Source organism: Saonia sp., from assembly GCF_056326165.1.
The window spans coordinates 1-21,949 of record NZ_JBWFBN010000004.1 but is presented as its reverse complement, the minus strand read 5'-3'; the positions used below and the strand labels follow the sequence as shown (position 1 = coordinate 21,949).

General features: G+C 35.1%; 23 protein-coding genes and 1 pseudogene. 9 read left to right on the top strand and 15 right to left on the bottom strand.

The genetic code is table 11. The annotated features are described in order from the left end of the window. Positions 1-42: 42 nt before the first annotated feature. The 4 genes from pruA to AC000W_RS05175 all read right to left on the bottom strand — a co-directional run bounded on the left by pruA (position 43) and on the right by AC000W_RS05175 (position 4,565). Positions 43-1,674, bottom strand: coding sequence for an L-glutamate gamma-semialdehyde dehydrogenase (gene pruA, locus AC000W_RS05190; RefSeq protein WP_474746613.1), 1,632 nt, complete (start codon positions 1,672-1,674; stop codon positions 43-45). Between the two features lie 80 nt (positions 1,675-1,754). Then, positions 1,755-2,141 (bottom strand): Co2+/Mg2+ efflux protein ApaG, encoded by a 387-nt coding sequence (gene apaG, locus AC000W_RS05185; protein WP_474746611.1) that lies wholly within the window; start codon positions 2,139-2,141, stop codon positions 1,755-1,757. 12 nt (positions 2,142-2,153) lie between these two features. Further along, a complete protein-coding gene (locus AC000W_RS05180; RefSeq protein WP_474746610.1) occupies positions 2,154-3,296 on the bottom strand; it encodes a DUF3667 domain-containing protein in 1,143 nt (380 codons plus the stop codon). Positions 3,297-3,320: 24 nt separating this feature from the next. Then, the gene (locus tag AC000W_RS05175; protein ID WP_474746608.1) at positions 3,321-4,565 is read right to left on the bottom strand and encodes a type IX secretion system plug protein; all 1,245 of its coding nucleotides are present in this window, start codon (positions 4,563-4,565) and stop codon (positions 3,321-3,323) included. A 147-nt stretch (positions 4,566-4,712) separates the two neighbouring features. On the opposite strand from AC000W_RS05175, the gene AC000W_RS05170 reads away from it, so the two are divergent. From AC000W_RS05170 to AC000W_RS05135, 8 genes are all read left to right on the top strand, one after another. After that, positions 4,713-6,065 carry a Na(+)-translocating NADH-quinone reductase subunit A gene (locus tag AC000W_RS05170; protein WP_474746607.1) on the top strand — a complete coding sequence of 451 codons (1,353 nt, stop codon included), beginning with the start codon at positions 4,713-4,715 and terminating at the stop codon, positions 6,063-6,065. A gap of 36 nt (positions 6,066-6,101) precedes the next feature. After that, entirely contained in the window at positions 6,102-7,337 is a 1,236-nt protein-coding gene (locus AC000W_RS05165) for an NADH:ubiquinone reductase (Na(+)-transporting) subunit B (protein WP_474746606.1), read from the top strand. A gap of 2 nt (positions 7,338-7,339) precedes the next feature. Further along, positions 7,340-8,086: a Na(+)-translocating NADH-quinone reductase subunit C gene (locus AC000W_RS05160; RefSeq protein ID WP_474746604.1), complete on the top strand. Its 747-nt coding sequence runs from the start codon at positions 7,340-7,342 to the stop codon at positions 8,084-8,086. 5 nt (positions 8,087-8,091) lie between these two features. Then, positions 8,092-8,736: an NADH:ubiquinone reductase (Na(+)-transporting) subunit D gene (locus AC000W_RS05155; protein WP_474746603.1), complete on the top strand. Its 645-nt coding sequence runs from the start codon at positions 8,092-8,094 to the stop codon at positions 8,734-8,736. Positions 8,737-8,764: 28 nt separating this feature from the next. Continuing rightward, positions 8,765-9,475, top strand: a complete 711-nt coding sequence (gene nqrE / locus AC000W_RS05150; RefSeq protein ID WP_474746602.1) for an NADH:ubiquinone reductase (Na(+)-transporting) subunit E — start codon at positions 8,765-8,767, stop codon at positions 9,473-9,475. Positions 9,476-9,478: 3 nt separating this feature from the next. Continuing rightward, positions 9,479-10,786: an NADH:ubiquinone reductase (Na(+)-transporting) subunit F gene (nqrF, locus tag AC000W_RS05145; RefSeq protein WP_474746842.1), complete on the top strand. Its 1,308-nt coding sequence runs from the start codon at positions 9,479-9,481 to the stop codon at positions 10,784-10,786. A gap of 94 nt (positions 10,787-10,880) precedes the next feature. Next, positions 10,881-11,237, top strand: coding sequence for a Na(+)-translocating NADH-quinone reductase subunit F (locus AC000W_RS05140; protein WP_474746601.1), 357 nt, complete (start codon positions 10,881-10,883; stop codon positions 11,235-11,237). A 4-nt stretch (positions 11,238-11,241) separates the two neighbouring features. Next, on the top strand, positions 11,242-12,237 hold the full coding sequence (locus tag AC000W_RS05135) for an FAD:protein FMN transferase (protein ID WP_474746599.1): 996 nt from the start codon (positions 11,242-11,244) through the stop codon (positions 12,235-12,237). On the opposite strand, the gene AC000W_RS05130 is transcribed toward AC000W_RS05135, so the two are convergent. The 5 genes from AC000W_RS05130 to gpmI form a co-directional block, all read right to left on the bottom strand. Next, positions 12,238-12,999, bottom strand: coding sequence for a class I SAM-dependent methyltransferase (locus AC000W_RS05130; RefSeq protein WP_474746598.1), 762 nt, complete (start codon positions 12,997-12,999; stop codon positions 12,238-12,240). Between the two features lie 7 nt (positions 13,000-13,006). Continuing rightward, positions 13,007-13,204 carry a gliding motility protein GldL gene (locus tag AC000W_RS05125; protein ID WP_474746597.1) on the bottom strand — a complete coding sequence of 66 codons (198 nt, stop codon included), beginning with the start codon at positions 13,202-13,204 and terminating at the stop codon, positions 13,007-13,009. A gap of 4 nt (positions 13,205-13,208) precedes the next feature. Further along, positions 13,209-14,018 (bottom strand): type I methionyl aminopeptidase, encoded by an 810-nt coding sequence (gene map / locus AC000W_RS05120; RefSeq protein WP_474746595.1) that lies wholly within the window; start codon positions 14,016-14,018, stop codon positions 13,209-13,211. A gap of 68 nt (positions 14,019-14,086) precedes the next feature. Then, the gene (locus AC000W_RS05115) at positions 14,087-14,608 is read right to left on the bottom strand and encodes a thioredoxin family protein (protein WP_474746594.1); all 522 of its coding nucleotides are present in this window, start codon (positions 14,606-14,608) and stop codon (positions 14,087-14,089) included. Positions 14,609-14,611: 3 nt separating this feature from the next. After that, entirely contained in the window at positions 14,612-16,129 is a 1,518-nt protein-coding gene (gene gpmI / locus AC000W_RS05110) for a 2,3-bisphosphoglycerate-independent phosphoglycerate mutase (protein WP_474746593.1), read from the bottom strand. A 226-nt stretch (positions 16,130-16,355) separates the two neighbouring features. Between gpmI and AC000W_RS05105 the strand changes: the two genes are divergently transcribed. Then, positions 16,356-16,754 carry an ankyrin repeat domain-containing protein gene (locus AC000W_RS05105; RefSeq protein WP_474746591.1) on the top strand — a complete coding sequence of 133 codons (399 nt, stop codon included), beginning with the start codon at positions 16,356-16,358 and terminating at the stop codon, positions 16,752-16,754. 103 nt (positions 16,755-16,857) lie between these two features. Here AC000W_RS05105 and AC000W_RS05100 read toward each other — a convergent pair whose 3' ends face one another. The 6 genes and pseudogenes from AC000W_RS05100 to AC000W_RS05075 form a co-directional block, all read right to left on the bottom strand. Next, a complete protein-coding gene (locus AC000W_RS05100) occupies positions 16,858-17,025 on the bottom strand; it encodes a DUF6747 family protein (RefSeq protein ID WP_474746590.1) in 168 nt (55 codons plus the stop codon). A gap of 132 nt (positions 17,026-17,157) precedes the next feature. Next, the gene (locus AC000W_RS05095) at positions 17,158-17,925 is read right to left on the bottom strand and encodes a M48 family metalloprotease (protein WP_474746589.1); all 768 of its coding nucleotides are present in this window, start codon (positions 17,923-17,925) and stop codon (positions 17,158-17,160) included. Positions 17,926-17,967: 42 nt separating this feature from the next. Beyond that, positions 17,968-18,702 (bottom strand): M15 family metallopeptidase, encoded by a 735-nt coding sequence (locus AC000W_RS05090; protein WP_474746587.1) that lies wholly within the window; start codon positions 18,700-18,702, stop codon positions 17,968-17,970. Continuing rightward, positions 18,699-19,178, bottom strand: a complete 480-nt coding sequence (locus AC000W_RS05085; protein WP_474746586.1) for a GNAT family N-acetyltransferase — start codon at positions 19,176-19,178, stop codon at positions 18,699-18,701. Before AC000W_RS05085 ends, AC000W_RS05090 begins: the two co-directional genes overlap by 4 nt. Positions 19,179-19,246: 68 nt before the next feature. Beyond that, positions 19,247-20,407 carry a gliding motility-associated C-terminal domain-containing protein gene (locus AC000W_RS05080; protein WP_474746585.1) on the bottom strand — a complete coding sequence of 387 codons (1,161 nt, stop codon included), beginning with the start codon at positions 20,405-20,407 and terminating at the stop codon, positions 19,247-19,249. A gap of 4 nt (positions 20,408-20,411) precedes the next feature. Beyond that, positions 20,412-21,949: pseudogene (locus tag AC000W_RS05075) on the bottom strand (hypothetical protein); the annotation flags it as partial.

Below are 21,949 nucleotides of genomic sequence, written 5' to 3'. Positions count from 1 at the left end.
AAACTCGTAGTAATTTTTATGTTGAAGCTTAATTAATCATTATTACTTCCCCAAAAATGGATATCTATAATCCTCTGGTGTTACCAAGGTTTCTTTTATTAATCTAGGAGATACCCAACGCAATAAATTTTGTGCAGACCCAGCCTTGTCATTGGTGCCCGAGGCCCTTGCCCCACCAAAAGGTTGTTGCCCTACAACGGCTCCGGTAGGCTTGTCATTTACATAAAAATTACCTGCACTATTCTGTAAGGCTTTGGTAGCTTCGTCAATTGCATAACGGTCTGTAGAAAGTACGGCACCTGTTAAGGCATATTCAGAAGTAGTGTCCACCAATTGTAGGGTCTTGCTCCAATCTTTGTCCTCATACACATAAATAGTAACTACGGGTCCAAAAAGCTCGGTTTCCATAGTAGTGTATTTAGGGTCAGTGGTCAAAAGAACTGTAGGTTCTATAAAATACCCTTTGGACTTGTCATATCCACCACCAGCAAAGACTTCTACATTTTTATCTTTTTTAGCTTGGTCAATATATTTTGCCAATTTATCAAAAGAACCTTCATGAATTACAGCAGTTATAAAGTTGCTCATATCCTCTGGAGAGCCGGGCTTTTTAAAGGATTTAATATCAGCCCTTACCAATTCTAAAATTTCATTGGCAGTGGATTTTGGTAAATAAACCCTAGATGCTGCGCTGCATTTTTGCCCTTGGAATTCAAATGCCCCTCTGATAATGGCCGTGGCCACTTGTTTTGGTTTGGCAGAAGGGTGGGCTATAATGAAATCTTTACCGCCTGTTTCCCCAACAATTCTTGGATAGGTTTTATAGGTATGTATATTGGTGCCAATTTGTTTCCAAAGTTCTTTAAAAACATAGGTGGAGCCAGTAAAATGGATGCCGGCAAAATCTGGACTCGCCAAAACAGTTTCGGTAATCATAACAGGGTCTCCATAAATAACATTGATAACGCCATCTGGCAAACCAGCTTCTTTAAAAACATCAACAATTACTTTTGCAGAAAAAACTTGGTGGTCGCTTGGCTTCCATACAACTACATTACCCATCATGGCAGCACTGGCAGGTAAATTTCCTGCAATAGCAGTAAAATTAAATGGGGTAATGGCGTACACAAAACCTTCTAAAGGGCGGTATTCTACTCGGTTCCAAATGCCTTCAGCAGAATCTGGCTGCTCTTCATAAATTTGCGACATATATTCCACATTAAAACGTAGAAAATCTATAAACTCGCAAGCAGCATCAATCTCAGCTTGGTGAATGGTTTTGGATTGCGCTATCATGGTAGCTGCATTTATTTTTGCACGGTAAGGACCAGCAATCAACTCGGCAGCTTTCATAAAAATGGCGGCGCGTTGTTCCCAGGTTAAATTGGCCCAGGCTTCCCTAGATTCTAAAGCGGTGGCAATAGCAAGTTCTGCATGTGTTTTTTCCGCTAAATGATACTTTCCTACAGCATGTTTATGGTCATGCGGTGGGGACATGGTTCTGGTATTATCTGTACGTATTTCCTGCCCTCCAATATAAAGGGGAATATCCACACTACCACTATAATAGGCTTTGTATTGTTTAAGCACGGCTTCTCTTTCTGGTGTTCCAGGAGCGTAGCTTTTTATTGGTTCGTTATATGCAGTTGGTACTTGAAAAAATCCTTTACCCATGATTGTGTATTTTAAAACAAATTATGGGATAAAGTTAGTGAAACCTAACAGCTTTGAAAAAAGAATAAAGAAGTAAAATTTTAATTCAATGCAAATGGAGCACTAAACTTAAAAGTAGGGATGTAGACTCTAAATTTTTCGGTAGAACTAAAATTCACCATATTGTAGTGACCTCTCATTGCTCCAATAGGAGAACCCAAAAGGCATCCAGAACTATAGGTATGGGATTCGCCAGGCTTAATAACGGGCTTTTTTCCAATGACACCTTCACCATCCACCATTTCCATTTCGTTCAAAGCATCATAAATACACCAGTGACGGGAGGTCAATTGAACCGAATCCTTACTTTGGTTCTCTATGGTGATTGTGTAGCCAAAGGCAAAGTGCATCTTGTAGTTTTTAAAGAAAGTTCCTTCAAAACTAGTATCCACGGATATTTTTATGCCTTTTGTTACTTGTGTAATCATACTTTTTTAATCTCAAAATGTTAAAACGCTTCCTGTAATCAACAGGAGCACTGTAACCGTTGCTAAAATAAAGAAAATTGAGTTAAGGAACATATATTTAACAATAGTTTTAAATCTTCCCTGCCCATAAAATTTCCTCATAGCTTTGTACAGATATATGGAAAATATCAAAAGAAAAATTCCAGAACTGCTCACCTTAAAAATGGTGTCTATCAAAAAGCTAATAATGAGCAAGATAAACAACAGGGACTGATTGTGAAAACTAAAGATCAGATGATCGGTATAATTATATTTTTTTCTGATATACGCCAACCAAATGAACAATGTAAAGACCGGTAAAAAGAAGAATATGGTAAATGGTAATTTGGAAACAATGTAGCTTATAAAAGTACCTGGTTCTGTTTTTGCTTTTTCTATATTGACAGCCATATTGAACATGTTCCTGTTCTCAACAGTATCTTCAACTTCGTATTTTTCCTTTGCTTCGTCAAAATCATAAATAACTTCCTCATCTAGCAAAAGGTCAAAAAAATCTTGTTTGGTGTAATATCTATCTATACCTGATTTTTCTTTTAAAGAAATAAAATAAGTGGTGGGATCTGCCAAAATGGTGGAATCTTTTTTGGAGGCTTGTTCAATTCCTTTTTCAATCCCTTTGTTAATGGTTTTTGTCAATCCCAAAGAATCCAAAGCTTCTTTTGCCTCTTTTTCCTGTTCCATAGCTTCGTTAAAATTGAAATTAAGGACACCAACATTTTGATTTGCTTTTTCTCCTTTACCAGCAGTATTATTAAGCTTTTCAAAATCCCCGGTATAATTGACCATTAAAAAATAGATGATTGCAAGGCTCAACAAAAACCGAAAAGGGTTGGTGTAGGAAGCTCTTTTTCCATTAACGTAATCACGGGTAATTCTTCCTGGTCTTGTTATAAGGGCGGAAAATGTTTTTATGAGCTTGGAGTCATAAGAGATAAGACTGCTAAAAAATTCATCAAAAAAATCTTTGAGCGTAAGTTTTTTGGTACTGTTGGCCTGCGAGCAACTGGGACAATACTTGTCACTCATATCTAAAGGATGCTCACAATTTAAACACTTGGTCCCTCTGTATTTAAGATTGTATCTTCCTTTGGACAGTATGGTTGGTTTGTTTTCCATCTTGTTTAAAGGGTAAAAGATAGGCTAATTACTTATGTCCCTAGAGTTTGCAGAGCCTATTCCTATTACGCTGTCATAAAGGTCACCAAAATTTCTGTAATATACTATTATGGTATAGTTGTTTTCCGTAAAATGAAAATTACCATCAATGATATTCAAATCAATAATACCGTCCCCATTTTTAATGACATATTTATAGTTGTTAAAACCTTGCTTTATTTTTATGGTTGCTTCCATATAGCCAGATTCTTCATTATAAGTCATTCTATTTTCATCGTTCAAGTCATAATTGTTGAACTTGCCAAAAACATAGACTTCATCCAATCCAATGTCTGGAGTGTATGGAAGGCTAAAATGCACTTGGGTATATTCTGCTTCTCTAGAATTATCATCTCCCTGTAACGTTCTAATAACAAAATCACCATTGATATCGGGAAAAAAGGTGTAAGGCCTATCGGCACGAGCTCTATCAGAAAATAGAATATGGTGATACAGTTCTTTATACTCTATCCTAGAAATAACCGCACTAGGAGCCCTTAAGTCACTGGTGTCAAAATTTAAGAATTCATTTCCGCCATAAAAACTGGTCTCTTGGTCGTACTTATATACCAATTGAGTTCCTATAGTGTATTGTGGGGCCACATTATACAAAGCTGTTGGCCAATGGTAATTTTGTATGATGGCTACTTTTACTTCTCTTTTTGGATTGACCAACTGGAACCCAGCTGAATTTATAGTAAACTGCACCACTTGCTTTTCATTGATAAATGCAAAATCCCGAGACCTTTTTATTTGCGCTCCAACCTTAGCTATATCTTTATAAACAATAAACCGTCTAGAAAATTGAAGCTCGTATCTACTATTGTAAATTTCTAGCACATAATTACCGCTAACTTTTAATCTAACATTGTTGTTTGGAATGGTAAGATTGTAGTTGGAATAGGGCTGTAGTGTATTGTAGCTGTTTCCATAATTTATAATACGTTGATTATCTACACCATTTAAATATTGTGATTTTAAAAGGGAGGAAGGTGTCCAATCATAATCGCAATGTACTATTTTATAATAATAATCTTGCTCCTGTGCCAAAAGGTCATCAAACTCTAAATTAATAGGTTCCCCAAGTTGAACAATAGGAAATTGGTCTTCTGTTGGCCCCTTAAAAATGATGGATTTAATATTCTCTGGTGGGTTTATTTCTTCTTGTACCTGTGAAAATAAGGGTAGGGCAAATAGAAGAAAAAAGATTCGTTTAAGATTTATTGGCATTTAATGCTTTTTTAGCAAAGTTAAACAAAAAGCATACCTAAAATAATATCCTCGTTTTATTGCCTATTTTTCTAGTTAATTATTATGAAAACTTTCTATTAAGTATTAGATTTGCAGCAAATTTTGATAATTTAAGGTCTACAAAATATGTCTAAAGACATTCGGATTAAAAAAGGCTTGAGCATTAACCTTGTTGGAGCCGCTGAACAGACTACTTCCAAAGCCGTACTAAGCAACGCATACTCGATTAACCTTTCAGATTTTCATGGAATATTGCCAAAAATGCTTGTAAAAGTAGGCAATAAGGTGAAAGCTGGCGAACCCATTTTTTTTAATAAAGATGTTGAGGCCATGCGTTTTGTTTCTTCGGTTAGTGGGGAGGTTTCAGAAATTGAAAGGGGTGATCGTAGAAGGATTTTGTCTGTAAAAATACTTGCTGATAAAACCCAAAGCGCTACAACGCATAAAAAACTGGATGTTACTAAAGCAAGTGCAGAAGATATTAAGGCGCTTTTATTAGAATCTGGTTGTTGGCCATTTATTAAGCAAAGACCTTATGATATTGTAGCTAACCCAAAGCATACTCCAAAAGCTATATTTGTTTCTGGATATACTACCGCTCCTTTGGCAGCAGATTTGGATTATACGTTGCAGGGTAAAGAAAATGAGTTGCAGGCAGCATTAACAGCTTTAAGCCAGCTTACTTCTGGTAAAGTGCATGTGTCTGTAGGTAAATCCAAAAACTCCCCTTTGGCTGGTTTAAGCAATGTGTCTCATCATACTGTTTCTGGACCCCATCCGGCAGGGTTGGTTGGTACACAAATCAACAAAATTGATCCTGTTAATAAGGGAGAAATAGTTTGGACTGTAAATGCACAGGATTTGGTAATTATTGGAGAACTTCTTCTCACAGGAGAATTTAATGCTGAGCGTATTGTGGCTTTAGCGGGCTCATCTGTTAAAGTACCTAAATATTACAAAACTAAAATAGGTGCCGAAATCTCTACCTTTTTGTATGCCAGTGGAGTAAACGATGATAAATTTAGAGTTATAAATGGGGATGTACTTTCTGGTGCTATAAGTAATCCAGAAGGTCATTTAGGATTTTATAACAATACTGTTACTGCTATTCCTGAAGGTGATGATTATGATTTTATGGGTTGGAACAAGCCTATTTTTAATAAAATATCTACTTCTAGAGCAATGACATTTTCATGGTTGACGCCTAAGAAGAAATTTGATCTAAATACAAATACAAACGGAGAGCACAGAGCATTTGTAACAACGGGTAATTACGAAGCTGTTTTTCCATTGGATATATACCCCATGCAAATTTTAAAAGCGTGTATGTATAAAGACTTGGATGAAATGGAAGCTTTGGGAATGTACGAAGTAGCGCCTGAGGATTTTGCATTGACAGAATTTGTATGTGTCTCTAAGCAACCACATCAAGATATTATAAGAAAAGGTTTGGACCTAATGATTAAAGAAATTGGATAATTATTCATTTTTCTACTTAAAAAGAAAAATATAAAAATGGGTTTAAAAAACAACTTACATAATTTAAAGGAGAAGTATAAAGGCACTAAAATGGCTCCTGCATTTAATGCACTGCACACCTTTTTGTACTTGCCAAATGAAACTACGCATAACGGTACCCATATAAAGGTAGCGGATGATTTAAAGCGTACCATGAATACAGTGATTATGGCACTTGTTCCATGTTTAATTTTTGGAATGTTTAATGCCGGTTATCAACATCACTTACAATTAGAAGAAATTAATGCTGTTTCAGGAGGGTTTTTTAGCTCTGAATTCTGGACTATGAATAACTTTTGGGTTGGAGCATGGAAAATTTTGCCCCTAGTAATAGTTTCCTATTTGGTTGGTCTGGGAATAGAGTTTTTGTTTGCTGTAATCAAAAAACATGAGGTTGAAGAAGGATATTTGGTAACAGGGATGTTAGTACCACTTATAGTACCTATAGATATTCCTCTTTGGATGCTTGCTGTGGCAGTTGCCTTTGGTGTTGTAATTGGTAAAGAAGTATTTGGAGGTACAGGAATGAATATTCTTAACCCAGCACTAACAATCCGTGCTTTTTTATTCTTTGCTTACCCTACATGGATGAGTGGAGATAAAGTTTGGGTTACTGGTGCAGTAGAAAGAGATAAACTAATAGCTTCTGGTGAAAGTTTAGATGCTATTTCTGGTGAAACTATATTAGGTAGTCTTGCGCAAGGTAAAGAAGTATTAAGTCAAGGAAATGAACTTATGAATTCCTTTTTTGGGTTTATTCCCGGTTCGGTTGGGGAGACATCCACATTATTGATTTTATTGGCGGGCTTGTTTTTAATTTTTGCTAAAATTGGTAGTTGGAGGATTATGTTGTCTTCCGTATTGGGGGCATTGACCATGGGGTTAATTTTTAATTTGGTAATAAGTCAAGGATGGTTGCCAGAATACAGTAAGTTTTATACGTTAATGAATACTACTTTTTGGCACCATTTATTAATTGGAGGTTTTGCCTTTGGTACAGTATTTATGGCTACCGACCCAGTTACGGCCTCACAGACTAATAAAGGAAAATGGATATACGGATTTTTAGTGGGTCTTTTTTCTATAATGATTCGTGTGTTTAATCCAGGATATCCAGAAGGGGTAATGTTAGCCATTTTATTAATGAATGTATTTGCACCAACAATTGACCATTATGTGGTTCAAGGAAATGTTAAACGAAGACAAAAACGTCTTAAAGCAAAAACTGCGTAAGGATGGAAAAGAGAACAGATAAAAATTTATATACAGTACTATTTGCTATAGGAATGGTATTGGTGGTTGGTTCATTATTAGCTTTTGCAGCATCAGCATTAAAACCAAATATTGATGAAAATAAACGTATAGAGAAACAACAAAATATTCTTTATGCAATGGGTGTTAATGGTAATGAAGAAGGAAGCATGGCTTTTGTTTCTAAAGATATTGTTGCCGATGAGTTTTCAAAGTACATTAAAAAACAGTTGGTAATTCAAGGGAGTAATGTTACTGAGGATGAGAATGCATATTTAATTGATGTTAAAAAGCAAATGTCTTTAGCTAAAGATGGTACTGAAAGAAAATTGCCATTGTTTGTTGGAGAGAAAGATGGTAAAACATTTTATGTAGTACCAATAAGAGGTAAAGGTCTTTGGGATGCTATTTGGGGCTTTGTTGCCTTAGATAAAGAGATGGTGGTTCAAGGAGTGTTTTTTGATCATAAGGGGGAAACAGCTGGTTTAGGTGCTAACATCAACAAACGTTTCTTTATGGACGATTTTGTTGGGGAGCATTTAAAAAATGAAAATGGAACTTTTACGGGAATACAAGTAGCAAAAGGAAATAATGATCCATTAAATAAAAGAAAAGAAGATAACAAGGTTGATGCTATCGCTGGAGCAACAATTACAGGAGACGGAGTTTCTGCAATGCTTAAAAGCGAATTAAAATTGTACGAGCCTTATTTTAAAACTTTAGAAAACTAAAAAATATGGGACTTTTATCAAAAAAAGATGCCAGTTTAATAACCGATCCATTAGCAGACAATAATCCTATTACAATTCAAGTACTTGGTATTTGTTCTGCCTTGGCTATTACAGCGGAGTTAGAAGCTTCTATTGTAATGGCTATATCTGTAATATTTGTATTGGGGATAGGAAATGTAGTTATTTCTTTGATGCGAAATATAATACCATCAAAAATTAGAATCATTGTGCAATTGATAGTGGTTGCAACATTGGTAATCATTGTGGATTTGGTGCTTAAGGCGTTTGCGTATGAATTGAGCAAGACACTTTCTGTCTTTGTAGGGTTAATTATAACCAACTGTATCATAATGGGACGTTTTGAAGCTTTTGCCTTGGGCAATGGGCCTTGGAAATCTTTCTTGGACGGAATTGGAAATGCTTTGGGTTATGGACTCATTTTAATAATAGTAGGGTTTTTCAGAGAACTTTTAGGGTCAGGTACCTTATTTGGTTTCCCAGTATTGGGAGATGCCATAGAAAAAACTGGACTATATAAGTTTGGTTATGAAAATAATGGATTTATGATTATGCCACCAATGGCCTTAATAGTTGTGGGTATTATCATTTGGATTCAAAGAAGTAGAAACAAAGCATTAATAGAAGACTAGACGTTAAACGTCATTTTAAATAAAATATATGGAATATATAGAATTATTTTTCAAGTCAATATTTATAGATAACATGGTATTTTCAGTATTCCTGGGAATGTGTTCATACCTTGCTGTGTCTAAGAAAGTTGCTACTGCTGTTGGTTTAGGCGCTGCCGTAATATTTGTACTGGCGATTACAGTGCCCTTAAACTGGTTATTAGATCAGTATATTTTACAACCAGGAGCTTTAAAGTGGTTAGGGGCTGAGTATGCCGATTATGATTTAAGTTTTTTATCCTTTATTCTTTTTATTGCAACAATTGCAACAATGGTACAATTGGTAGAGATAGTGGTAGAGAAGTTTTCTCCGTCATTGTATAATTCACTTGGTATTTTCTTGCCACTTATTGCTGTTAACTGTGCTATATTGGGAGGTTCTTTATTTATGCAATCTCGCGAAATACCATCATTAGGGTTGGCAACCGTTTATGGTGTAGGTTCTGGTATTGGGTGGTTTTTAGCAATTTTGGCGATAGCAGCTATTCGTGAAAAAATTAGATATTCAAATGTTCCCGCTCCTTTAAGAGGATTGGGAATTACATTTATTATAACAGGATTAATGGCAATCGGCTTTTTAAGTTTTGGAGGTATGCTTACTGGAGATAATGAGCCAGAAGAAAAAGAGACTACTGTTAACGTTGAGACAAAAGAAGCTGAAAAGAAAGAATTGGCCAACAACATAAAAGGAATAGAGTAAATGATGGTATTAGCAGCAAGTACAATAGGAACAATCGCAGCAACCGTTGCTTCATTTTTGTTAATTACATTAGTGTTAGTAGGTTTATTATTGTTTGTAAAACAAAAATTATCTCCATCTGGTCCAGTAAAGATTACTATTAACGGAGAGAGAGAAGTAGAAGTAGCTTCAGGTGATAGTTTATTAAGCACTCTAGGTGCGCAAAAAATATTTTTACCATCTGCTTGTGGTGGTGGTGGAACTTGTATTCAATGCGAATGTCATGTAAATTCTGGAGGAGGAGAAGCATTGCCAACAGAGACACCTCATTTTTCACGTAAAGAATTGCAGCATGGTGCGCGTTTGGCATGTCAGGTAAAAGTAAAGCAGGATATGGAAATCACCATTCCTGAGGAAATTTTTGGTATCAAAAAATGGGAAGCTACAGTAGTTCGTAATTATAATGTTGCCTCTTTTATTAAGGAGTTTGTTGTGGAAATTCCTGAGGATATGCCATATAAAGCTGGAGGCTATATTCAGATTGAGATTCCAAACTGTGAGATAAAATATTCTGATATTGATATCACGGCGCATCCAGAAGAGCATGAGACTCCAGATAAGTTCCAGGCCGAATGGGATAAATTTGGTTTGTGGCCATTGGTGATGAAAAATAATGAAACTGTTGAAAGAGCTTACTCAATGGCATCATACCCAGCAGAAGGTAGGGAGATTATGTTGAATGTACGTATTGCTACACCGCCATGGGATAGGTCCAAAAATGGATGGATGGATGTTAACCCAGGAATTGCCTCCTCCTATATTTTTGCACAAAAACCTGGTAATAAAGTTACTATTTCTGGACCTTATGGTGAATTCTTTATCAATGAATCAGAATCTGAAATGCTTTACGTTGGTGGTGGTGCAGGTATGGCACCAATGCGGTCACATCTATATCACCTGTTCAAAACATTAAAAACAGGAAGAAAAGTAACTTATTGGTACGGGGGTCGTTCCAAAAGAGAGCTATTCTATTTAAAACATTTTTATGATTTAGAAAAGGAGTTTACAAACTTCAAGTTTTATTTGGCGCTTTCAGAACCTTTACCTGAGGATAATTGGAAAGTGAAAGAAAGTGTTGATGCCCCTGGTGATGGTTTTGTTGGGTTTATACATAATTGTGTAATAGACAACTATTTAAGTCATCATGAGTCACCAGAAGATATTGAACTATATTTCTGTGGGCCTCCATTAATGAACAAAGCTGTTCAAAAAATGGGTGAGGATTTTGGAATCCCAGATGAACATATACGTTTTGATGACTTTGGTGGATAGGCCTTAAGTGTCTGATTGTTTATGACTAAAGGGTTGAAATAATAATAAACCGATATCTTTTTTTGAATATCGGTTTTTTTAATAGGCATTTTTAATGAAGGAGTTAAGTGAGCAAGAACTACATAATTTGGCAATGAACATTGTTGGCAGGGAGCTGGAAGCCCAAGGGTATGAGTTTATGGCGGTAAACAGCACCCTAAAGAAAAACCCCCAATTTGTCTGTATAAAAGAAAAACAAGTGTACTTTATTGTTGTTCGCAGTATTGCATACGACCAAAACCCAAAAGTTTATGATAAAGTCTTGATGAAAAGAATAAAACAACATGCGGTAGAATATAAGGCGATAACCTATTATGCAGGAGTAGGTTTGTCCAACGCCAAGGAGGAATATTTACCTGTGTATTTAAACGAAGATTATATTGTTGACTATGAAGGACTTATTGAAGTTTAGAAGTATGAAAAAGATTTTTATGATGGGGATTCTAATTTCCATGTTTTCATGTAATAGGCTTACCAAAAACACCAATTACGGTTCCGCTTTAGGAACATCTTATAGTATAACTTATTTGGCTAACAAAGAGTTGGATTATCAAAGCCAGATAGATTCTGTTTTTACAGCGGTAAATCAATCCATGTCAACATATTTACCCAATTCTGATATTTCAAAAATCAACCAAGGGGATTCTACAATTGTGGTTGATGCTATGTTCAAAGATGTTTTTGAGCTTTCGTATGAAGTGTATAGAAGAACAGACGGTTATTTTGACCCCACAGTTGGAATATTAGTAAATGCTTGGGGGTTTGGTCCTGGAAATCAAATTAAACTGGATAGTACTAGAGTAGATAGCCTTTTGAACTACGTTGGTTTTGATAAGGTAGGCATTACAGAATCCAACACTATTTGGAAAGCATCACCAAGTGTTTATTTTGATTTTAATGCCATTGCAAAAGGATATGCAATTGATAGATTGGCAGCAATGTTAGATGTTAATGGAATTACCGATTACTTGGTAGAAGTAGGAGGTGAAATTGTTACCAAAGGTGAAAATAGAATAGCAGAAAAAAAATGGACTGTAGGAGTTGATGACCCACAAGGTAAAGATAGAAGTAAACCAAAGATTTTACTGGAATTAAAAAATAGGGCATTGGCATCTTCGGGGAATTATAGAAAGTTTAGAATAGATTCTATTACAGGTAAAAAATATGTGCATACTATAAACCCTAAAACAGGGTACACCAAAAATTCAAATGTATTGGGAGCTACTGTAATTGCAAATACTTGCGCAGAAGCAGATGCTTTTGCTACAGCTTTTATGGCAATGGATTTGGACGATTCTATAAAATTATTGGTAAAACAAGATGCTTTAGAAGCCTATATTATCTATTTGGATAAAAATGGAGAGCCAGCAGAATTTATGACAATGGGCTTTGAGGAGTTGATTGTAAAATAATTACTTTTTCACCAATGGAATTAATTCACCCTTAGCCAATCTATATTCATTAATTTCTTTGGATGATAAGGTTGTGGTATAATCTACCTCTTCAACATTAAAACCAATTTTTCTGAGTTTATCAAAATAGTCACGCCCATAAATACGAACATGATCGTATTGCCCAAAAATTTTGGCTCGTTCTTTTTTGTCTGTAATAGAATTGTCTTCAAAAGTAGTTTCCCTTTTTAAATCTTGTGGTATTTGAAAAATTCCCCAGCCATTAGGTTTTAGTATTCTGTACAATTCTTGCATGGCCTTGGTATCGTTTGGAATATGTTCTAAAACATGATTGCAGAGAATTATATCAAAAGAATTATCAGAAAAAGGCAAATCACAAATATCTGCTTTTACTGTCGCCAATGGAGAATTAAGATCGGTTGTTATATATTCTAAATTCTTTAGTTTTTTAAAGCGATTATAAAATGCTTGTTCTGGAGCAAAGTGAAGAACTTTTATTTTATCGGTAAAGAAATTGGTTTCATTTTTTAAATATAACCACAACAATCTATGTCTTTCTAAGGATAGAGTAGAAGGGGAGAGTACATTTTCCCTTGTGGTTTCATAACCATAAGGTAAAAATTTCCGAAAAGACTTACCATCAATGGGGTCGGTATATGTATGACCTTTTAAGTAGAGTGATGTAATTGGACGCACCCAAAAACTTACTTTAATAAGAATGGGTCTTGGAATTATATTTAAAATCGTTTTAAAGACACTCATTTAACAATTACCTGTTTAAAAACTCTTTAAACTTATCTGTTGAAAGAATTTTCCATATCAATAGGACACTACTAATTATTTTTAGTACCAAGCCCGTTGTATACAACTCAGTACTATATTGATAGTGTAAAATTTTTAATAAAGTGCTCAAAAGAGTAGCTATAAAACCTAGGACAAAGAGCGCTAAAATGTGCTTTACTTTCATTATCCTATCCGTTTTGCCTAAACTCATTTTCCTCATCACTTTCTATTCCCAAAGCATCATAAATGTATTTAAAGGTTGAAAGAAGTTCTGGTTTACCATTTACAATGGCCACATTATGTTCAAAGTGCGCACTAGGTTTTCCATCAGCTGTTAGGATAGTCCAACCATCTTTTAATTGTTTTATATTACGGACTCCCATGTTGATCATGGGCTCAATGGCAACTACCATTCCCTCTAAAAACTTCTTGCCTCTTCCTCTTTTTCCATAATTGGGCATTTCTGGTTCTTCGTGCATTTTTGTTCCTAGTCCATGTCCTACAAGCTCTCTAACCACCCCATATCCATGACTTTCACAATATTGTTGAATTGCATAACCAACATCACCAACACGATTTCCAGCCTTAAATTCCCTAATACCAATATATAACGACTCTTTAGTGATTTTTAAAAGGTTTTTAATTTCGGGAGTTACGTCACCTACTTCAAAAGTGTAGGCATGATCACCATAGAATCCATTTTTTAATACTCCACAATCTATAGAAATAATATCACCTTCTTTTAAAGGTTCAGCATTGGGAATACCATGCACTACTTGTGCATTGGGACTCATGCAAAGTGTATTGGGAAAATCATAGAGTCCTAAAAACCCTGGAATGGCTCCATGATCTCTAATGTGTTCTTCAGCAATTTTATCCAACTGAAGTGTACTAACTCCAGGTTTTACTTCCTCAGCAATAACCCCTAATGTTTTAGAGACTATTAAGGCACTTTCGCGCATTAATTCTATTTCCTCTAAAGTTTTGATTTTTACCATAGGGGCAAAGATACTAGGAATCCAATAAATGGAAAGATTTTATTCTATTGACCAACCTAATTTTTAGATTATTCAGCATAAGCATTTTTGTATTCTATACCACTCAATATTTTTATAATATCTTTTTCCAAAGATTCAATAGGGTCTTCCACGAAGCGGTTGAGTTCTTTATTATTTTTATAAAAAATAAAGGTAGGAACACGTATAATTTCCAATCCTTCTTCATAATTTTCAGGAGTATCCTTTTTACGGGTCATGGTAATTAACTCAATATTTTCTTTAGAATAACCCACGACATCCATAATCTTAAAAAACTTAGGAACTTCTCTTTTACTATCACTACACCAAGTTCCCATAAATGCTTTTATTTTAACATTTTTTAGTAGAGGTTTTATTGTATTGATATCCTCCTCGCTTACTATATGGTTTTCATAATTTGGAACATACCAATCTGAATAGGGAGTATTTCTTAATTCTGATTCAATGGCTTTGCCGACCAATAATATCTCTGGTGTATTGACTACTTCTTTTTGAGTTCTGCATCCAAAAATAAATAGGAGTAAACCAATACATGAAATATATTTTTTCATGGTTTATATTAGAGGTTTTTGAGTCATTGCATCTGGTTGCGGAATACCAATAAGTTTTAAAATTGTTGGGGCAACATCACCTAAAACACCATCTTTAATTTCCTTTAAATCATTATCTATTAAAATAATTGGAACTGGATTAGTTGTATGAGCGGTATGTGGACTTCCGTCTGGATTTATCATGGTCTCGCAATTTCCATGATCTGCAATAAGTAGTGTTGTATACCCATTTTCTAACCCAGTTGTTATAACATCCTTTGCACATTCGTCCACAGCTTCACATGCTTTGATGGCAGCTTCCATTATTCCGGTATGGCCAACCATATCTCCGTTGGCAAAATTTAAGCACACAAAATCTGCTTCTCCTTTTTTAAGGTCTTCCACTAGGGCATCCCTTAATTCATATGCACTCATCTCTGGCTGTAAATCGTATGTTGCTACTTTAGGGGAGTTTTTTAAAATTCGAGATTCCCCTTCAAAAGGCTCTTCCTGTCCTCCTGAAAAGAAAAAGGTTACGTGTGGATATTTTTCTGTTTCAGCAATTCTAATTTGTTTTTTACCATGCTTGGCAAGTACTTCTCCTAGAGTTTCAGTAATATTGTCTTTATTGAAAATGACCTTTATTCCATTAAAGGCATCACTATAATTGGTGATGGTTACATAATACAAATCCAATTTTTTGGTATTGTAATCTGGAAAATCTTTCTGATTCAACATTTCCGTTAATTCACGCCCTCTATCTGTTCTAAAATTAAAAAAGATAACCACATCATCTTTTTGAATAGTGGCAAGTGGTTTACCATTTTCATCAGTTAGAATTAATGGTTTTATAAACTCATCGGTAACATCATCATCATAATTTTTTTGAATTGCTTCTGTTGCATTCGTTGTTTTGGTCCCAATTCCATTTACCAATGCATCATATGCCAAATGAACGCGTTCCCAACGGTTGTCTCTGTCCATAGCATAATAACGACCAGTTATTGTTGCTAATTTTGTGTTAGTTCCACTTATAAAATTCTCTATATCTTCTACGTACCCTTTTCCGGATTTTGGATCTACATCACGTCCATCTGTAAAGGCATGTATGTATGAGTTTTTTACTCCAGCTTCATTGGTAGCATCAATAAACCCTTTTAAATGATTTGTATGAGCATGCACACCACCATTGCTTAGTAATCCTAAAAAATGAACATTTTTGTTATTGTCAGTAGCATATTTAAGAGCTTCCACCAATACTCTTTCATTTTTTAAAGTATCATTTTCTATGGCCAAATTAATTTTCGCCAAATCTTGATATACAATACGCCCAGCACCAAGGTTCATATGACCAACCTCACTATTTCCCATTTGCCCTTCTGGTAGACCAACATGCAAACCATCAGTTCTTAAAGAGGCATTAGGGTATTTTGTATATAAGGAATCAATAAATGGGGTTTGGGCATTATCTATTGCAGATACTTTTGGGTCTGGTGATTTTCCCCATCCGTCCAAAATCATCAATATTACTTTCTTGTTCATCATTAACATCTTTATTCTAACATCAAAAATAGAACGATTTAACAAGTATCCCTACAAATTGCTTTGGCTTTTTGCGAAGTTTCACATTGTTTTAGAATTGCCGTTAAAAATTTAACTAAAATAAAGTCCTATATGTTAAACTTATGTTATTTAACTGTTAATGCTGAAACATTTAAGAATAAACGGAGTCTATTATTGTATAATCAAAAACTATAATTCATTCATCATGAAAAAAACAATTTTAACTGTAGCTGCAGCATGTATGTTGGCAGTTACCGGCATTTGTGCCGAAAACAAAAAGGATGTCACTATGGTGACAGAGAACTTAACTAGCTTTAAAAGCTTTGAAATTAATTCATTTTGTAAAGCCATTATGAAAGGGGATATTGATACTGTACGAAAGTTGATTACACTAGGAGAAGATGTAAACCAAAAGTCTTTGGGCAAAACACCTGCCATTTTTGCTGCTCGCTATAATCGTGCAGAAATACTACAATTATTAATAGACAACGGAGCGAACTTAAAAATTAAGTGTGATAAAGGATATTCTGTAAAAAAATATGCAGAAATGTCCAGTGCTAATGATGTATTGGTTGTATTGGCCGCTACTGGCAAGAAAAAATAGCTATACGTTTATTCATCAACCAAAAAACGCCCTTGATATTCAAGGGCGTTTTTTATTAATATAAATTACATCAAATAGTGTTCAAGTAAAAGAGTAATTGTTATTAAAAGTCAAAGCCAGTAAAAAGTCTGTACATAAAAGCATACACAGCCATGAATAATAAAATACCACAAAAAATAGAATAAGCTTTTAATAGCGTTACTAAAATCCCTGGCTTACATTCATTAAAAGCATCAACATATAAATTTTTAAAATGTAATAATGTTCCCATATAGCGTCTCTTTAATAGGTTCGGTCCACAGCTATAAGGGCCAAATGTGAGGTTGTTTATATAGGATTTGAGAGGGAATCAAATATAACAAATTAAGATTTGACAACCGATTAATAACAGTATTTTATCGTTCTACTGTCCTTTATATTTGTTGATTGCCTCTTTTATCTTCTCAATACGGTTTACTGGATCTGGATGTGTGCTCTGAAACTCTGGAACTCTATTGGGGCCAGCAGCAGCCTTTAGAATTTTCATAACCTCAATCATTTGATAAGGATCATACCCAGATTGAATCATGAAAAGCACTCCAAGCTCATCACTTTCCAGTTCATCTCCCCTTCCATTCTTTAACAATGTATTTTGACCAATACCTCCTACAATACTGCCTAAGTCTCCAGCGCCAACAGTTGCTCCCATAGTAGCGGTTTGCCAAGTTTGACTATCAGCAATTCTCTCTGCGGAATGCCTGCCAATTACATGCCCAATTTCATGACCAAGCACACCAGCCAATTGAGCTTCGTTTAATTGAGAAAAAAGAGCATATGTTATAAAACATTGCCCACCAGGTAACGCAAAGGCATTGATTGTTCTATCATCTGCTAACAAATGAAATTCATATTGGTATGGTGTTTCCCTTGCAATACTACTTTGCACTAATTTATTGCCAACGGCATCTACAAAAGCTTGTAAACGTTCGTCTGGATAAAGCCCACCATGTTGTTGCGCCATTTCAGGGGCACTTTGCAGACCAATAGCAATTTCTTGATCGGAAGTCATTGTTATGTGTTGGGATCTACCTGTATAAGGATTTACTTCTGTATTATTGCATTTTTGGATAAACGCAAAGGCAACAATGGCCAAGCCAATTAATATGCGAATTTTCCAACTACCTCTTCTCATGGTTACTAGTGTTTAAATAGGATTTTCAATTTACAAAAAAGACTATAAAAGTTCTGGATTAATATCCAAAATATTATTTCTGATGTAGGCTTTTAAAAAACCAGTAGTAAAATGCTCTTTTCCAACAAACTCTTCCAATTGCATTAATTTAAAAATATTCTTACCTCTATATGCAGAAAGCATAGGGATAGAAATAGGGGCATAGCTATAATGCCATGGCTCGTATTTAAAACCTTTTCTTTTGGGTACATCCGTATAGACCAAGTAGAATCCATATTTTTTGGAATTTTTATCCATCCATTTTTTAAAATCTACAAATGGACCTTCTCCTTCAAACTTTTCTGGAACCAAAACATCACCTGTGGTTTTTCTATATCCATCTATAATATCAATATCGGTTCCCCAATGGTGTCTACTAGTACCCGGAATGGTTGAATATTCTATAATTTTGTCAATGGCTGCCAAAGGCAGCATTTCATCACTTTCTGTGTATTGCTCGTATTTTCTTTCCCAGATGGATTCTTGTCTATAAAAATCTCTAAAACTGGAAACTATTTTTATATCAACACCATCACTATAGGCTGCCTTTTTCATTTCCAAAAAGGCATCATGGGCTTCTTTTCTTAAATTAATTCCTTCTCCATATAGTTTTATATCTGCCTTTCCCATAAGCTCTTCAACAGAAAATTCCTCCTGTATCGCCAACATATTATAAGGCATTGTGGTTAAGGCCATGCCAAAAAAGCTACTTTTTTGTATAAATGATCGTCTCTTCATTTGGTTTGTTTTAATTTTTTGAACATTACATAATGTTTTCCAACCATGGGAATATCAAAAACATTGCCAATGCTGGTATAATTTAAATTTTTGTAAAAAGGAACCGCACTTTCTCTGGCGTTCATCCATAAGAGTGAAACTTGTTTTTCTATTAATAATGTTTCACCAAAGTTAAGAAGTATTTTTCCAATCCCTTTTCCTTGATGGTTTTTAGTGACAGCCATTCCTCTTAATTGATAGGCATTTTTGAACGAATGCTGGGAATTATCGTTTTTTAAAAAAGTTGCAACTGCTATTAAAGTGTTTTGGGAATAGACTCCAACGTGTATTGTAGACTTCAAATCATCCCCCTCAAATGCACAAGAGGATAATGGTCTTCCTTCCCTTAAAACAGGTTGTCTAACAGCATAGGTGTCTTTTGTAGTAATGATTTTTGACTCAAAACATTGATTTGCTTCTGAAGAACCTTTTTTCATGGTATTAAAAATACCATTAAAATTATTCAGATAAAATGGAAAAGTTTAAATATTAAAAAGGAATGTAATTATTGAGAAATATATAGATATCCTTGGTGCTTTTGTCTAAGTTCATTGAGTGTTATAATATAAAAATAGACACCTGATGCCAAACCTGAATTTACTTTAATTACAGAATTGACATTTGCTTTTCCGTTAAATTCGTTGTTATAGTTTGTTTTTGAATAAACCATAACGCCGTATCTATTAAAAACCTGAAGCGTATTGTTGGGGGAGTTTTCTAACCCTTCTATGACCAAGTAATCATTTTTGCCATCACCATTTGGGGTCATAAAATAGTTATCCAATTCTATTGTACTTAAAGTTTCATATATATCATTATTACCACCTATGGTAATAATTTCATAATCATTGGGGATAAAAGTGTCAGAAGTTAAGCGTCCATAATCCAGGCCACCCTCAACATTTGTATTTCCAAGATTCACCCATTGATTATCAGCCTTACTCCATCCAACTACTTTTAAATCTGTCAATAATTCTGCCAATACTATAATGTTGCTCATGGTATTCCATGTAAGGGTTACCTTGGAAGGTTGCGAGCCATTAACTTTCCAAAATTCTTGGGTGCTTACACTTAGAAAATCTGTTTCAACAATATCCGTATCAAAACCATTGTTGAGATACATTGGTGTATTTGGGTCTTCAAAAAAATAAGCACATTTTGTAAGAGGGTCTATCGATTCTGATTCAATGGTCAATGGACGTAAAACATCATTATAGCCAACTGGAAATGTAAATGTATCCATATTGGTCAAGCCCGCGTAACCATCCACCATAGAAAGGTTGTTTTCTCCACTATAGAAAGCTAAATTGTTGAAGTTAATAGATATATCTTGATTTGCCCTAGGAGTAATTACATGGCCAGTAATAAAATTTGCATGATTATTTACTGTTAAAGATGTTTCTATGAACAGACCCTCATCTATGGCAACTTCTAAATCATAAAAAGCTGTATTATAGGCTCCTGAAACGGTTAAAGAATTATTAGAATTATAAAAACCGACCAAACCAACATTTTGGTCAAAAGAACCATCATTGATTAAATTCATGTGAAAGCCCACCAAACCTGTCTCATGAATCTGGATATTTCCAAAATTATGTACAGCATCTTGTGCAAAAGATTGTAATGCAATTAACAAGAAGAAAAATAAAAATTTATTTCTGTACATACTATTATCTTAGTTTGTTTATGTTGAAACTAGATTCTCCTGCACCACTAAACCTTACAGTTCCAGAATTAGCTTCTCTAAACATCACCAATGTGATAACATCATTGGCATTTAATTGTAATATTTCGTTCATATGAATACTGGATTGCGTATGGTTGCTTCCATATCGTATATAACCAGATGTAGCATTTGCACCTATTGCTGTACCATTTACAGTTATTCTCGCACTGGCATTTGTACGTTGCTCTGTAGACCCAGTTGAATTTATACCCAATAATGATAAATTAGCTCGTATATCATACCTTCCTGCCTCTTTTACAATCAAGGTATTGCCACTTACTTCGTATAAATTGTTGCCGTCGTCTTTATAATCTTGGTTCCCAAAAATTGGAGCTATGGTACCATTGACATTTATGTTGGTGCTAGTATCACTATTTGTCCAACGTCCTCCATAATTTATTTTTAAATAAGCTCCACCATCACTACCAACAGAGATAGCATTGTTGGCATCACTTGAAACTATAGTTGCACTGGCCGAAGAAAGTGAGTTCCAAGTAGAGCCATTACTTTGAAGTGTAATAGTGCTGTTTGATGGAATAGTTGTACTGGTGCCGCCCGTTTCATTGATATAGCTACTTATATTTATTGGACTGTTAACTGTATTTTTAACAATATAAGAACGCCCCTCACAGCTGTTAGCAGCTGGTAATGTAATTGTACTGTTAGAATTTACAATTATAGTAGAATGTGTTTCATCCAATGTTAAGTTGGTAGTGGTTGTTGTAATTGCTGTAGACAATGAACCGCTTACTTGCAGGGTAGAGTTTGCTAACTGACCTGTATTGATACCAACTCTTGGCAATGCATTTTGTGCATCTGAACTTCCTTGGATTCTAAAAAGCTCTTTTAGTAATTGATCCCTATAGTCATAACGCTTAAAAACAAAAGGTTCTGCACCATCATCACCAATGATAAATTCCACTTCTCCAGCATTGGATACCCCAGTAGAGCCTATTTCAAAAAAATCTGTCTCAGCAGCACTTCCTTTCAACCTAAAATTACCATCTGTAGTAGTAAAGAACATGGGTTTGTAAAATTGAGCTGCATCAGCTTGAAATTGAAGTGCCGATACCCCATTGTTTCCTTTTATATATGTTAAGTATTGATTGTTATCATTATAATCTATATAAGATTGAGTCAATCCAAGTGTTTGTCTTCTTCCAAGCTGTAAAATACTGGTATTGTTAGATCGTATATCCATTATGGTATCATTAGTAGTTCCTAAAAAAGAACCTGAACCAGGAACATTTCCATCCAGCAGCCAACCACTTGTTCCATCTGCACCTGCCGGTCCTGCTGGTCCCGTTGCACCGTCAGCCCCTGCCGGTCCTATTGGTCCTGCTGGTCCCATTGGTCCCGTTGCACCGTCTGCACCTGCCGGTCCTATTGGTCCTGCTGGTCCCATTGGTCCCGTTGCACCGTCTGCACCTGCCGGTCCTATTGGTCCTGCTGGTCCCATTGGTCCCGTTGCACCGTCTGCAC